General features: G+C 33.0%; 14 protein-coding genes and 1 riboswitch. Of the genes, 8 read left to right on the top strand and 6 right to left on the bottom strand.

The annotated features are described in order from the left end of the window. Positions 1–8: 8 nt before the first annotated feature. The 3 genes from Q0800_RS01495 to Q0800_RS01500 all read left to right on the top strand — a co-directional run bounded on the left by Q0800_RS01495 (position 9) and on the right by Q0800_RS01500 (position 1,633). Positions 9–869, top strand: coding sequence for a T9SS type A sorting domain-containing protein (locus tag Q0800_RS01495; protein WP_299126977.1), 861 nt, complete (start codon positions 9–11; stop codon positions 867–869). Positions 870–985: 116 nt separating this feature from the next. Then, entirely contained in the window at positions 986–1,129 is a 144-nt protein-coding gene (locus Q0800_RS14145; RefSeq protein WP_366518823.1) for a DUF5777 family beta-barrel protein, read from the top strand. A 174-nt stretch (positions 1,130–1,303) separates the two neighbouring features. Further along, on the top strand, positions 1,304–1,633 hold the full coding sequence (locus Q0800_RS01500; RefSeq protein WP_299126979.1) for a T9SS type A sorting domain-containing protein: 330 nt from the start codon (positions 1,304–1,306) through the stop codon (positions 1,631–1,633). Between the two features lie 165 nt (positions 1,634–1,798). On the opposite strand, the gene Q0800_RS01505 is transcribed toward Q0800_RS01500, so the two are convergent. The 5 genes from Q0800_RS01505 to Q0800_RS01525 all read right to left on the bottom strand — a co-directional run bounded on the left by Q0800_RS01505 (position 1,799) and on the right by Q0800_RS01525 (position 6,949). After that, entirely contained in the window at positions 1,799–2,347 is a 549-nt protein-coding gene (locus Q0800_RS01505; protein ID WP_299126981.1) for an acyl-CoA thioesterase, read from the bottom strand. Positions 2,348–2,355: 8 nt separating this feature from the next. Further along, positions 2,356–3,675, bottom strand: coding sequence for a DNA recombination protein RmuC (gene rmuC / locus Q0800_RS01510; protein ID WP_299126982.1), 1,320 nt, complete (start codon positions 3,673–3,675; stop codon positions 2,356–2,358). A gap of 107 nt (positions 3,676–3,782) precedes the next feature. Beyond that, a complete protein-coding gene (locus Q0800_RS01515) occupies positions 3,783–4,577 on the bottom strand; it encodes an ABC transporter ATP-binding protein (protein ID WP_299126985.1) in 795 nt (264 codons plus the stop codon). A 119-nt stretch (positions 4,578–4,696) separates the two neighbouring features. Continuing rightward, entirely contained in the window at positions 4,697–5,719 is a 1,023-nt protein-coding gene (locus Q0800_RS01520; RefSeq protein ID WP_299126986.1) for an iron ABC transporter permease, read from the bottom strand. Positions 5,720–5,803: 84 nt separating this feature from the next. Then, complete coding sequence (locus tag Q0800_RS01525) at positions 5,804–6,949, bottom strand: ABC transporter substrate-binding protein (protein WP_299126987.1); 1,146 nt, start codon at positions 6,947–6,949, stop codon at positions 5,804–5,806. A gap of 138 nt (positions 6,950–7,087) precedes the next feature. After that, a riboswitch (cobalamin riboswitch) is annotated at positions 7,088–7,340 on the top strand. Between the two features lie 63 nt (positions 7,341–7,403). Here Q0800_RS01525 and Q0800_RS01530 point away from each other — a divergent pair. After that, the gene (locus Q0800_RS01530; protein WP_299126990.1) at positions 7,404–9,350 is read left to right on the top strand and encodes a TonB-dependent receptor; all 1,947 of its coding nucleotides are present in this window, start codon (positions 7,404–7,406) and stop codon (positions 9,348–9,350) included. Positions 9,351–9,629: 279 nt separating this feature from the next. On the opposite strand, the gene Q0800_RS01535 is transcribed toward Q0800_RS01530, so the two are convergent. Then, positions 9,630–11,054 carry a S41 family peptidase gene (locus tag Q0800_RS01535; protein ID WP_299126992.1) on the bottom strand — a complete coding sequence of 475 codons (1,425 nt, stop codon included), beginning with the start codon at positions 11,052–11,054 and terminating at the stop codon, positions 9,630–9,632. Positions 11,055–11,263: 209 nt separating this feature from the next. On the opposite strand from Q0800_RS01535, the gene Q0800_RS01540 reads away from it, so the two are divergent. The 4 genes from Q0800_RS01540 to Q0800_RS01555 are packed head-to-tail and all read left to right on the top strand — an operon-like array spanning position 11,264 to position 13,473. Then, complete coding sequence (locus tag Q0800_RS01540) at positions 11,264–11,773, top strand: sigma-70 family RNA polymerase sigma factor (protein ID WP_299126994.1); 510 nt, start codon at positions 11,264–11,266, stop codon at positions 11,771–11,773. Further along, on the top strand, positions 11,760–12,260 hold the full coding sequence (locus tag Q0800_RS01545; protein ID WP_299127009.1) for a hypothetical protein: 501 nt from the start codon (positions 11,760–11,762) through the stop codon (positions 12,258–12,260). Before Q0800_RS01540 ends, Q0800_RS01545 begins: the two co-directional genes overlap by 14 nt. 59 nt (positions 12,261–12,319) lie before the next feature. Continuing rightward, positions 12,320–12,895: a DUF4252 domain-containing protein gene (locus Q0800_RS01550; RefSeq protein WP_299127011.1), complete on the top strand. Its 576-nt coding sequence runs from the start codon at positions 12,320–12,322 to the stop codon at positions 12,893–12,895. A gap of 35 nt (positions 12,896–12,930) precedes the next feature. Then, positions 12,931–13,473 (top strand): DUF4252 domain-containing protein, encoded by a 543-nt coding sequence (locus Q0800_RS01555; RefSeq protein ID WP_299127013.1) that lies wholly within the window; start codon positions 12,931–12,933, stop codon positions 13,471–13,473. The last annotated feature ends 34 nt before the right edge of the window (positions 13,474–13,507 follow it).

The raw sequence follows: 13,507 nt of genomic DNA on the forward strand, positions 1-13,507 counted from the left end.
CTATGTTTATGAAAACAATTTTACTTTTTTTAAGTTTTTTAATCACTACTGTTATGGTTGCTCAAATAGGCGCTAACCAGATAGATGATTTTCAAGACGGTACGACTCAAAACTGGCGTATAGGTAATGCGGCAAATGCAGCACAATCACCTATGAATATAGCAGATGCAGGACCTAATGGAGAAGGAGATAATTGTCTTCAATATACCTCAACAGGTAGTGGAAACGTAGCGAGTAAAATGATTTTCTTTTCGCAAGGGCAGCAATGGAGTGGTAATTTTACATCTGAGACTATAGGTAGTATAGATATGGATGTAAGAGTGCAAACCAATGATCTTAACCTTAGGTTAGCCATGCAAGGGAGTAATGGTACAAGGATATGCTCAACAAATCCAGTGGCTTTAAACGCTAATGGTATATGGACATCTATTAGTATTCCTGTTGACCCAGCTTCTTTTACTTTAATTAGTGGTACAGGAGATGTAGCGAGTGTTTTAGCTAATGTAACCACATTAAGAATTCTAAGTAGTAGTGCGCCTACTTGGCAAAATGCAGATATTATAGCATCAACGATACAAGTTGATAATGTTACTGCAAATTCTACCTTAAGTACTTCAGAATTATCTGTAAGTGATAACGATTTTGTGATTTCACCAAATCCAGCAACAAATAGAATAAATCTTACATTGAATAGTTTTAATGCTAGTCTAAATCTCGAAGTTTATGATGTCTTAGGAAAGCGTATCTACAAAGAATCTATAAATCGTTTAGAAACAAGTATTAATGTTTCTAATTGGAAAAGTGGAGTATATTTAGTTAGGGTCTCTAATAATGAAACCATACAAACTAAACGTTTTATAAAGCAATAACTTAATAATTTTAAGAAAAGCAACCTTTATTAGGTTACTCTTTTTAGTTTCACAAGTTTATAATTATGTTTTGTTTTACGACCATAAAGAAGTGTTTTTAAAACTGTTTTATTTCAATAGTATCATTTAAACTAAGATCTGTTACTTTTCCCAACGCTCAGGCCATTTTTTCTAATGGTTTCCTAGGGCAAGCTAGGGGAGATAGTGGTAGCGGAGATATATTTTTTGGATTTAATTTAATAAGAGCATTTAGCTTGTAGAAATTATAGCGTATTTAATTTTTTTGTTGAAATAGTTTTTTTGTTGAATCGTTTGATATATGCTATTTGCCAAATAATAAGGGCATATTTTGATGCGAAAAAGATAAAATTTTAATAAAACGTTTTCGATGTATTGATTTTTTTAATAAATTACGTTTCATTTATCCCAAATCAATGAAAACAAAATTACTAGTTTTATTACTTTTTATAAGTGTATCTTTTAGTTTTGCGCAAAATACTACGACGCAAAATCAGCCAAAAGATGCGTTGAGTGAATTCAGCATTTCACCCAATCCAGCAAAAGATAAATTAAATCTTAAGTTGAATAGTTTTAGTGCTATTTTAAATCTCGAAGTTTATGATGTCCTAGGGAAGCGGATCTACAAAAAATCTATAAATCGTTTAGAAACAAGTATTGATGTTTCTAATTGGAAAAGTGGAGTCTATTTGGTAAGAGTCTCTAACGATGAAACCACACAGACAAAACGTTTTATTAAGCAGTAGCAAAATAATAAGTAATGCTATTAAAAGAGGCTGTCTAAAAAGTCGGTAAAACTACAAACAGTCAAATTGAACGTAGTTGAAATGATCTGGTAATCAAAATTTTAGATGTCTCGACTACGCTCTAAAAGACAGAAAACAATACGTTTCAGACATTCTCTTTTTGGTTTAATATTCTGGTAATTCTATTTTTACACGGTAGCCTTTTAATTCTTCGAGATAATCTTCTAAAGAAAAAGTGGTACTCTCAAACTCTAACTTTCGCTCACGCTTGGTTTTAATACGTTTAATCGCTTTTAAAAACCGTTTTACTTCAATATTATCATTTAAAATAAGCCCTGGGACTTCGGTAGATTTTCCATAATCGTCTTTTGCAACCATGGTAAAATAAGACGAATTGCAATGTTTTATTTTACCAGTTTGAATATGTTCAGATTCAACTCTTATACCAATAACCATTGAGGTTTTACCAACAAAATTAACAGAAGCTTTCATGGTTACTAATTCACCAACTTCAATAGGGTTAATAAAATCTACAGTATCTACTGAGGCTGTAACACAATAGGTGCCAGAATGTTTAGACGCACAAGCAAAAGCAATTTGGTCCATTAGATTTAAAATATAACCTCCATGTATTTTACCACTAAAGTTAGAATGCGATGGTTGCATTAATTGCGAAATATTAACCCTCGAAGAATCTACAGTTTTGTACATCATCTTTTATTTTATAAGTCTTCAGAAGCTCTTTTAATAATACTTTCTGGAAGTGATTTTTTGGCCTTAGCTCCCATTTTTTTAATATTTTCTACGCGAGAGATGAGGTTGCCTTTACCTTCAACCAATTTGTTCATGGCAGAAGAATAATCATTTTTTGCCGCATCTATTTTTTTGCCTACACCAGTTAAGTCAGTAACCAGACCTTCAAATTTATCATAAAGCGCACCAGCCTGTCTGGCAATTTCAATAGCGTTTTGTTGTTGTTTTTCGTTATTCCACATAGTGTCTATGGTACGCAGTGTGGCTAGTAGGGTAGATGGAGTTACTATAACAATATTTTGCTCAAAAGCTTTATTATATAAGGAATTATCTTCATTTATAGCAACTGCAAATGCAGGTTCAATAGGAATAAACATCAAAACAAAATCTGGCGATTCTATATCGTATAGGTCTTGATAGTTCTTGGCCGAGAGCTGATCAACGTGCTTTTTGATGGAATTGACATGTGCCTTAAGAAATACAAGACGTTCCTCTTCCTCGGCATTGACCATACGCTCATAATCTGTTAGCGATACTTTAGAGTCAATAATCATTTTTTTAGAATCTGGGAGGTGAAGCACAACATCTGGCATTACCCTAGAGCCATCTTTGCGCTGAAAGTTTTGCTGAACAAAATACTCTCTATCTTTTTCTAACCCAGATTTTTCAAGCACACGTTCTAAGACTAATTCGCCCCAATTCCCTTGGGTTTTACTATCACCTTTTAAAGCTTTGGTTAAATTGGTAGCTTCTTTGGCCATTTGTTGATTAAGATCTTTTAGTCCCAACAATTGCTCTTTTAGTGCAGAATGCATACTAATACTTTCCTTTTGAGAATCTTCAACTTTCTTTTCAAAAGTTTTAATCTTTTCTTCAAGAGGGTTTAAAATAGTTTTGATATTCTCTTTATTTTGAAGGGTAAATTTTTCTGATTTTTCATCTAGAATTTTAGAAGCCATTAATTCAAAATCCTTTCTTAGTTGTTCTTGCTGTTTGGCTAATTCTTCATCGCGTTTAAGGTTCTGCTGCTGCAGATTTTTAAATTCTGTATTTCGTTTTGAAAGTTCGGTATTTAAAAATTCTTTTTCTTTACGGATGGTTTCGCGCTCATTTTCAATTTTAGAAATAGTGTCCTTTAATTCATTTATGGTAAGCCCTAATTGATTTTGGCGTTCCTCAAGTGTACTTTGCTCACTTTTAGTTTTAAGTTTTGTGAAAAGCATGCCTAAATAACCACCAACTGCGGCTGAAATAACTATTACAATTAAGAGAATTATAGTATCGTTCATATAAAGAATGAGATTTTATCAAAGATAATTGATTTGTCATTTAGAAGGAATGAAATGACTGAAGAATCTCTTTTAAATTGAGATTCTTCGCTACACTCTAAATAACATTATTTATTAACACGAAAGCTTCCCGTTGAATTATCAAACGCTATTAAATCCTTTGGAAATAAAGTATCAAAAACACCATTAGATATAAGATTACAAGGCGTATTATATATGACTTTGTCGTCAGTCATAACAATCATATGGTCACACAATTGAATCGCTAAATCAATTTCGTGCGAAGAAAAAAGAATCGTTTTACCTGTTTCTTTGGTTAGCTTTTGTAGTAATTTTAAAATATATGCTTTATGATACATGTCTAAATGGGTGGTTGGCTCGTCTAAAATAATAATATCTGTGTCTTGCGCTAATGCTCTGGCAAGCATTACTTTTTGCAGTTGTCCGTCACTAAGTTCGTAACACCACTTATCTTTTAAAGTCGTAATATTTACCAAGTCTATGGCATTAGAAATGATAGTCTTGTCATTTTTAGTTGTATTACCTATCCAATTGGTGTAAGGATGTCGTCCTAGAGCTACAAGTTCAGACACTCTAAGATTTTTAGAGCTCAATGGTTCTGTTAAGACTATGCTGAGTTGTTTTGCTAATTCTAAATTAGATATGTTTTCTAGTGGTTGTCCGTTTAATAGTACAGAGCCAGAAAGTGCTGGTTGCAACTTAATGAGTGTTCTTAACAATGTTGATTTGCCAATACCATTGCCACCAACTAAGCCAATAAGCTGACCTTTTATTAATTCAAAATTAATTTTTGAAGCTATAATTGTATCAGCCTTTTTGGTTTTATAACCTATTGAAAGCTGTTCTGCTTTTAGGATGGTATTATTGTTTTCTGAATTCAAAATTTAGAATAAATTTTGTCATCATGAACTGTCACACGGAGCATATCGAAGTGTTGATTCAAAATCTCATGAGATCCTGAATCAAGTTCAGGATGACAAGTTATTGTTTCTTTCATATCTTAAAACATCATTTTTCGTTGCCTTACTAATAGCCAAATTACAACAGGTGCTCCCACCAAAGCTGTTATAGCATTAATAGGTAAGGTGTAATCACTCCCTGGTAGTTGTGCTATGCTGTCGCAGACCAACATAACTAATGCTCCAAATAAAAATACGGCAGGCAACAATATCTTATGGTTTGAAGTTTTAAAAATCTGTCGTGTTAAATGCGGAATGGCCAAACCAATAAATGCAATGGGCCCTGCAAATGCGGTTATGGTGCCAGCAATTAAACTTGTAGCTAGGATTAATACGAGTCTACTTTGCTTAAGATTTAAACCCAAACTTTTTGCGTAATGATCTCCTAATAATAAACCATTTAATCCTTTTATAGACGCTATACTTAGAATTATACCAAGGAGATATATGCCAAAGAAAAGGGTGAGTTCTGCCCAAGATAAATTGCTTAAGCTGCCAAAGCCCCAAAAAATATATTGCTGTAGCTGTTCGGCTGAACTAAAGTAGGAGAGTACACTAACAACAGCAGCCGTAATACTTCCAAACATTAAGCCAATGATTAAAATAGCCATAGTATCCCTTACTTTACTAGATACGGCTAATACGGCCAAAAGCACTAAAAAACTACCTAAACTAGAAGCGATGACAATACTCCATTTTGAAATTAATGCAGTAGCAAGAAGACTACCAAATAAGCCCGATCCTAAAATTACCAATGCTACTCCTAAACTTGCACCAGAACTTATACCAAGCACAAAAGGGCCAGCTAAAGGATTTCTAAATAATGTTTGCATCAACAATCCTGAAATACCTAAACCTGAGCCAACAAGAATAGCAGTAATGGCCTTTGGTAGGCGATAATCAGTAACTATAACCTCCCATGTTGAGTTTTCAATCGTTCCAAATAGGCTGTTAAAAATACTCTTCAACGGAATGTACACAGAACCTACACTTAAGTTAATGAAGAAACATACAGTTAATAAGACTGATAAAATTACAAAGGTGTATGTATAATTCGTTTTCAAAGCTGTTTGTTATTCCAAGGAACGAGGAATCTCAATTTTTATCAAAAATACTATAAAAGATGCTTTGCTATGCTTACAATAACATCAATCACTTAATTTTTTAAAAAAGTAAGGAGTGTAATCTTCTAAAAGTTCGGGATGGCAGACTTTAATAATATCTTTTAAAACTATGTCTGGTCTTGTGGTGCCGAGTTCATAGTATAAAACACCTCCAGTAGCTCCGGTAGTATTAGAAAACGTGTAAACCAATTTATTTTTAAAAGCACTAAAGTTGGAGTATAGATTGCTTGCCTCTTTAAGTTGACTATAACTTGTGTAGTAAGAAGGATTTAACCATATATCAGCATCTTTTGCTTTATCTAAAACAACCTCAAAGTTTAAGGCTAAACTCCCGTTGCCAGAAGTGTTACTCCAGAGATAATCTACATTAGCGTCTTTTAAAAATTGTGCTTCTGCACTTGAGCCATTTGGCATATACCACACTTCTTTGTGCATGGCTCCGCTTAAAATAGTTGGTCTGCGTTTTGCTTCTGTTGCAATAGATTTAGCAGCTAAATAATCGTTTTCAATTTTATTGAAAATAGAGTCAGCCTCTTTCTCTTTATTAAAAAGAACTCCAAAAAACTTAATCCATTCAGCTTTTGCTAATGCGGAAGATTCAACCCAATCACCATTATAAATAACAGGAATACTAGCTTTTTTTATAGTCTCAAAGGTTTTATTAACTCCGTCTACACCAAAACCAATCACTACATCTGGATTTAGTTCTAATAAAACTTCGGTATTAATACCTTCATTTTTTCCTAACTCTCTAATATGGCCTTCGTCTATACGTTGTCTAGTTTTTTTTGAAGAGATATAATTTGTTCCAGGAAAGCCAACTAAAGTTTGCTCTACTCCCAAGAGTTCTAGGGCTGGTATATGCGTTGTTGAGGTGACAACTATTTTTTTTATGTCATCTGAAATAACAAAGTCAAATCTAGATTTCTCTAATGACCAATTTATGTTTTTATCGTCTTTTAGGATAGCATATCTGAAGACCTTTTTTGCATTTGGCCATGGTTTATAGATTTTTATGGTTACATATGAACCATAGTCTTTTACTGTAAAACCATCTGCATATTTCAATTCTAAAGCTTTTCCTACAGTGTTTTCAATTAATTGTTTGGCAGGTTCACTTTTACAAGAAGCAAAAGCGAAGAAAAGTAACACATAAATAAATAATCTCATTTTTAATGCTTAAAAATCTATTATGGACTCAAAAGTAAGATTATTTAAAGTTTAAAGTAAATCCTAGATATATAATGTCTACTTTCGCAGTGAAATTAGGTTTGACGATGTCACAAAAACCAAAATTGGGATATTCATTTATAAGATCCCAAATTAAGTTTGGGATGGCTTCGCCAATTAAAAGGGAATCTGGTGAAATTCCAGAACTGTTCCCGCAACTGTAAGTTTATGCCGAACGTGTATCGGCACCTCAAGTAGAGGTTATTATTTTCTGCAATACCACTGAGAGATTGCCGCCGTTGACGTAAACGTCAACCTGGCAATAATAGTCTTGGGAAGGTGAAATAATCAAAAACAAGTCAGGAGACCTGCCAGTTTCAACATAGAAGTCAAACTTTCGGGATAAAAGTTTACGTATAGTTTTCTATATGTTCTCGAACAATTAAAATTTAAAATGAACAAGATAAAATTGTTTTGTAGCATACTTGTTATGGGTATGTTGTCTACTGGATTTGCGCAAAAAATCCCAACAGCTATCGGGAAAGATTCAGTAAAAATTGAAGCACTAGATGAAGTGTTTGTTACAGATTCTCGTTTTGCACTAAAACGTGAAAACTCTGGTAAAGTAATTACAAAAATCACCGCTCAAGATTTAGACAAAATGCAGGGCCAAAGTATTGCAGAAATTATTGGAAGAACCGTTGGTGTAGAGGTTAATGGTGTACGAAGTAATGCAGGCCAAAATTTGGGTTACATTGTACGAGGAGGTAGAAATCGCCAGGTTTTAATTATGATTGATGGTATACAGCTCACAGATGCTTCACAGATTGCCAATGATTATGATTTACGCCTACTTAATGCCGACCAGGTAGACTCTATTGAAATTCTTAAAGGGGCATCTAGTACATTGTACGGTACAGGTGCTGCAACTGCAGTTATTAATATTAAACTTAAAGAAGCGACTAAGAAAAAACTTAATATTAATTTAAGAAGTACCGCTGGTACCAATAGGTCGTCAGAAGATAAAAGTTATGCTTTTGAAGATTTTAGAAACAGTATTTCTGTTAATGGTACTGTAGATAAAATGAGCTATTTGGCAAGCTTTGGGTTACAGTCCACAGACGGTTTATCGGCCATAGAAAATACCACAGAGTCCGACAAGTTTAAAAGCTACAACGGAAATTTAAAACTTGGCTATAAATTTAATGAAGACTTTAAAGTTAATACCTATGCAAGTTTTGATAACTTTGATGCCGATTTTGATGATAGTTTTGGTATGATGGATGCTGATAACGTCTCTAGGTCTAAACAGTTTAGAATAGGATTGTCTCCAGAATATACCTATACCAAAGGAACTGTAGTGTTAAACGCAGCCTATAATACTATAGAGCGAGAGACGGAGTCTAGTTTTCCTTCTAAGTTTAATGCGCAAAGTTTGGTATTAGATGCCTTTAATCGCTATAATTTTAAGGATACATTTTATACGGTAATGGGTGTTAACTATCAAAATAACACTATGGAAAGTTTTTCTATTCCATTTGAAGAAACAGCTTTTAGCCAAGATATAAACCCAGATAATGCTACATTTAATAGTATAGATCCTTATTTAAATGCCGTTTATGTTTCAGATTTTGGGTTAAATATAAATGCAGGTCTACGATTAAATAATCATAGTGAATACGGGAGTCAATTGGTTTATAGTATTAACCCATCTATTAAAGAATCATTTGAGTTTGGTTACTTAAAAGGTATGGTGAGTTATAGTACGGCTTTTATTACACCGTCTTTATTTCAGTTGTTTGAACCAAATTTTGGAAATCCAGATTTACAACCCGAAGAGAACGATACCTTTGAGATCGGCGCAGAACTTCATTTAGATAACAAAGCAACCTTAAGCTTGGTGTATTTTAATAGAAATGAAGACAATTTTATTGATTTTGTAGATACAGGCGGTTTTGTGTTTCAATATAGAAATGTTGAAGACGCTTTTAATGCCAATGGTTTAGAGTTTGTAGCTAATATTATGGCTGTAAAAAATCTGAATTTAAATACTAATGTAACCTACACTAAAATTAGTGAAGACTTAAATTTACGTATTCCAGAATTGAAGATTAATGCTAGGTTAGACTATCAATTATGCGATAAAACAACTTTAGGTATAACCTATCAATTTAACAATGATAGAAATGATGTGTTCTTTGATAATACAACGTTTCAAAGTGTTACTGTAAATTTAGAGCCTTTTATAATTACGGACTTTTATGCTAGCCATAAGCTTTTAAAAGATAGAATGACGGTCTTTGCAAACGTTACTAATATCTTTAATGAAGAGTATCAGGAACTATTTGGGTTTGAAACCCGAGGGAGAGGTTTCAATTTAGGATTTAATTTAAATCTTTAAGCGTTGTAAAATGCCTAAAACAAAGTAAAAACCTATATGACATTAAAAACAGTAATACCACGCTTACAGAAGTGGTGTTTCAGTAGCTTTAATGTTTCAATTTCAAAATATTAATAAAACGTTGAACTAATTTAGCGTTACAAAGAGGCTGTCTAAAAAGTCAGTAAAACTGAAATCTGTCTCATTGAGCGTAGTCGAAATGCTTTGAAAATCAAAATTTTAAATTTCTCGTCTGCACTCTAAATGACAACTAATAATACTTTTCAGACAGCCTCTGTTTTATTCAATAAACATATCTTGTTCTAAACTATTATTTTCTATTGAAGTTTCTACAAACTGTTGTCGTCTTACAGTATTTATACCAGATCTGCCAGTGCCTAAAATATCAGCAATAGCTTCTGCTAAAAGAGGTTCATTAGGATCTCCTAAAGTTCCTAAATTATATCTAACTTCCGTTAATGGAATGTTAGGAGCAATTCCGTTACTTGGTACGGTTTCATCATTAACATTTGTAGAATTTGCAACTAAAGGCTGCATGGCGTAATTATGATTTGGGTTTACGTTTTCAAAATTAAAATTTGGAGAATCATAAATCGTTATAGACGCTTGGGTTTTTCCAACGGTATTTTCGCCGATAACTACAACATCGATATAAGATCTAAGGCTATTAATGACCAACTCGCTTGCGGATGCTGTTCTTCTATTTGTAGTTAAAACATAGACTTTAGATAAATTTAAACTATTAATAGCACCAATATCTTCAATAGAATTTGTAAAAAGAAAATCGGCATTAGCTTGTTGTAAATTTTCGTTATAAAATAGCTTAGAATAGATTTCACCATTAAACTGACCTGTAACCATACTGCCTAGATATGCTGCAGTTTGTACCGATCCTCCACCATTATATCTTAGGTCTAAAACGAGTTCTTGTACTCCTTCTGCTTGGAAACTAGCAAAGGCTTCATTCAATTGGCTGTCAAAATTACGGTTAAATGCATTATACATTAAATAACCCAGTTTTGTATTATTACTCAAAGTTAGTGTTTGGGCAATATGCACAGGGTTTTCGGTATATTCAACTTTAGTAAGTGTTTCACTTGTACCATTTAGTGTTATAGTATCGTCCTCAATTTCTGTAGTGCCATTATCATCATAGTCTGCAAAATTTAGGGTGTACGTATTTTGCCTAAATAATAAATCTCCAAAATTAGAAGCATTAAGATTAATGCCATCTACAGCTCTAAATATCTGACCTCTAGTTAATCCTAAATCATCTGCCACACTGTTATTAAGCACTAGAGTTATAGCGCCAAATACCTCGTCACTTCCTTCGGACACTCTGTATAGGTTAAATTCAAGCCCATTACTTAGGCTAATTCCTTGCTGTTGGTTTTGAAGATCAAAGTAATTATCTACTATTCTGCTAAATCTATCAACGGTTTCAGGTGCAAATAATAGCGATCCAAATAAGGCTTCTGGCGTATCAAAGTCATTAAGGTAGTTGGCAAATTCTTCATTAGAAGAGAAGCGATCATCAGCTAAATCTGGTATATCGGATTTATATAAATACACAGCATTCATCCCCTTCCAAACAAAATCATTAATTTCCGAGGCTGCAATAGCATTATCATCTTGGTCCTCAAAGCAACTTGTTAGAGATAGGGCAATAACTAATGAAAGTAGTAAGTATTTAATCTTTATCATAATTTCTTTTTCTTAATAAATAGCAATGGTTTTACTTTAGTTAGTAAAACTCTAAATTTACTTACATTATTGTAAATAAAAAAACTTTGTAACAAAATGTAAAGTGGGTCGTCGTACTATTGAAAGCAGGTAAAAACTGTTTTTTTAGCCTGAGTTTGCCATTGTGCAGTACAGTTGAGTTAGCAAAGGGACAACCAATCAAATTAGTAATGAAGCAAGCAGATTTTGTAAGCTTAGTAATGCCGTTTAAGGATAAAGTATTTCGTTTAGCGAAGCGCTTATTAGTGTCTCGTGAAGAAGCTGAAGATGCTACCCAAGAAATACTATTGAAATTATGGAGAAACAAAGGTAAAATAGAAGACTATAAAAATGTAGAAGCCTTCTCAATGACCATGACAAAGAATTTTTGTTTAGACCGTTTAAAATCTAAACAAGCACAAAATCTAAAGATTGTACATAGTAATTATACGGACAATAGTTCGTCATTACAAAAGCAAGTAGAAGCTAGAGATAGTATGGGTTGGGTTTGGAGAATAATTGAAGACCTACCAGAACAACAAAAAATAATAGTGCAGCTAAGAGATATAGAACACTATAATTTTGCTGAAATCGCTAAAATATTAGATATGAACGAGACAGCAATACGAGTAAACTTATCTAGAGCACGTAAAACAATACGAGAAAAATTGACTAATACACATCGCTATGGTATTAAATGATATAGAAAAACTTTTAGAAAAGTATAACAATGCAGAGACCTCTTTAGCAGAAGAAGCACAATTAAGGGCTTATTTTAAAGGAGAGGATGTAGCGCCACATTTAGAGCATTACAAATCCATGTTTGTCTACTTTTCGCAATCGCAACAAGAGCAGTACACCAAAGACGTTTCATTAAAAACTAAAAACACTAAAGTGTATCAATGGATTTCTGTCGCAGCCGTTACTGTTTTAATGCTTGGTTTTATAGTGCCAAAAGTTCTTGGTCCAACAGATAAAGAACTGAAACAACAGCAAGATGCACTAATAGCCTATAACCAAACTATGGACGCTTTTAAGTTAGTTTCAATAGGAATGAACGAAGGAAAGCAACAGTTAAATTCGCTTGCTATGATGTCTAATAATTTAAATCATGGAATAGATGAAGCAGGTCGATTAAGCGAATTTTCAGAAACAACAAATAAAATTTTTAAAACAAGAAAAAAATAAACACACAAAACTTAGAAATTATGAAAAATTTATACTCCCACAAAAGCAAAATAAACACCATGAGTAAAAAAGTAATTGTAATAATTGCATTAGTTGTAGCACCAATGTTATCTGGTGCGCAAAGTATCTTTGACAAATTTGAAGATTTAGATGACGTCGCATCTGTTGTTGTTAACCAAAAGATGTTTAGTATGATAGCCAGTATAGATATAGATATGGACGATCCTGAAGCCCAAGAATATATGGATATGGTAAAGAAAATCACAGGATTAAAAGTATTTACCACAGGCGATGAAAAGATCTCGGCAGATATGAAAGCAACAGTAGCAAAGTACTTAAAATCTACTGATCTTGAAGAATTAATGCGTATTAAGGATGGTGACCAAACTGTAAAATTCTACGTAAAAGAAGGTAAGGATGAAAATCATGTAAAAGAACTATTAATGTTTGTAAGTGGTCTAAAAGAGATTACTAAAGAACAAAATATTGAGTTTAATGGTAAAAAGCGCGAAATAGAAACGGTATTATTATCCTTAACAGGTGATATAGACCTTAGACAAGTATCTAAAATTACAAACCAAATGGATATTCCGGGTGGTGAGCAGTTAAAGAAAGCTAGTGAAAAGAAGAACTAATTATTAAAAGATTCCTATTTCCATGGGAAATTAATATGACAAAATCAATCAAAAAACTAATAGTAATGATGGCTTTGGTTACAACTCTAATAAGTTGTAACCAAGGACCAACATTGCAAACCTACTATGTAGATAATGAGCTTAAGTCTGGTTACGCGCAGATAGATGCACCAACAAGCTTGATTAATATAGAGCATGTTGAAATGACCGAGCAGCAACGAAATGCCTATAAGTCTGTAGATAAACTTAATATTTTAACCTACATGCCAAAGGATTCTTCTACTGGTACTATAAAGCAGGAAATTGAAAAAGTCACTGCTATTTTAAAGAATCCTAAATATGAAGAGCTCGTAAGAGGAAGTACAGGTGAGGGTAAATATTTAGTTAAATATATAGGTGATATTGATAATGTTGATGAAGTTATCATCTTTGGTAGTGACGTAAATAGAGGATTTATTATTGCTAGATTATTAGGTGATGATATGAATGCTGGTAAAATATATGCCTTAAGAACGGTTTTGGATAAAGCAAAATTTGACGATACAGATCTTAAAGGCCTTTCCGATTTTTTTAAATAAACTGACAATTATTTAAAATGTTAATGAGAATCCG

The organism is uncultured Winogradskyella sp. (assembly GCF_937958655.1).
In the GTDB taxonomy this organism is placed as follows: Bacteria; Bacteroidota; Bacteroidia; order Flavobacteriales; family Flavobacteriaceae; genus Winogradskyella.

Bases quoted from the DNA above. Each gene is read 5' to 3' on its own strand.
- Q0800_RS01495 (WP_299126977.1), top strand. From the start codon at position 9: ATGAAAACAATTTTACTTTTTTTAAGTTTTTTAATCACTACTGTTATG.
- Q0800_RS01500 (WP_299126979.1), top strand. From the start codon at position 1,304: ATGAAAACAAAATTACTAGTTTTATTACTTTTTATAAGTGTATCTTTT.
- Q0800_RS01505 (WP_299126981.1), bottom strand. From the start codon at position 2,347: ATGATGTACAAAACTGTAGATTCTTCGAGGGTTAATATTTCGCAATTA.
- rmuC (WP_299126982.1), bottom strand. From the start codon at position 3,675: ATGAACGATACTATAATTCTCTTAATTGTAATAGTTATTTCAGCCGCA.
- Q0800_RS01525 (WP_299126987.1), bottom strand. From the start codon at position 6,949: ATGAGATTATTTATTTATGTGTTACTTTTCTTCGCTTTTGCTTCTTGT.
- Q0800_RS01530 (WP_299126990.1), top strand. From the start codon at position 7,404: ATGAACAAGATAAAATTGTTTTGTAGCATACTTGTTATGGGTATGTTG.
- Q0800_RS01535 (WP_299126992.1), bottom strand. From the start codon at position 11,054: ATGATAAAGATTAAATACTTACTACTTTCATTAGTTATTGCCCTATCT.
- Q0800_RS01540 (WP_299126994.1), top strand. From the start codon at position 11,264: ATGAAGCAAGCAGATTTTGTAAGCTTAGTAATGCCGTTTAAGGATAAA.
- Q0800_RS01545 (WP_299127009.1), top strand. From the start codon at position 11,760: ATGGTATTAAATGATATAGAAAAACTTTTAGAAAAGTATAACAATGCA.
- Q0800_RS01550 (WP_299127011.1), top strand. From the start codon at position 12,320: ATGAGTAAAAAAGTAATTGTAATAATTGCATTAGTTGTAGCACCAATG.
- Q0800_RS01555 (WP_299127013.1), top strand. From the start codon at position 12,931: ATGACAAAATCAATCAAAAAACTAATAGTAATGATGGCTTTGGTTACA.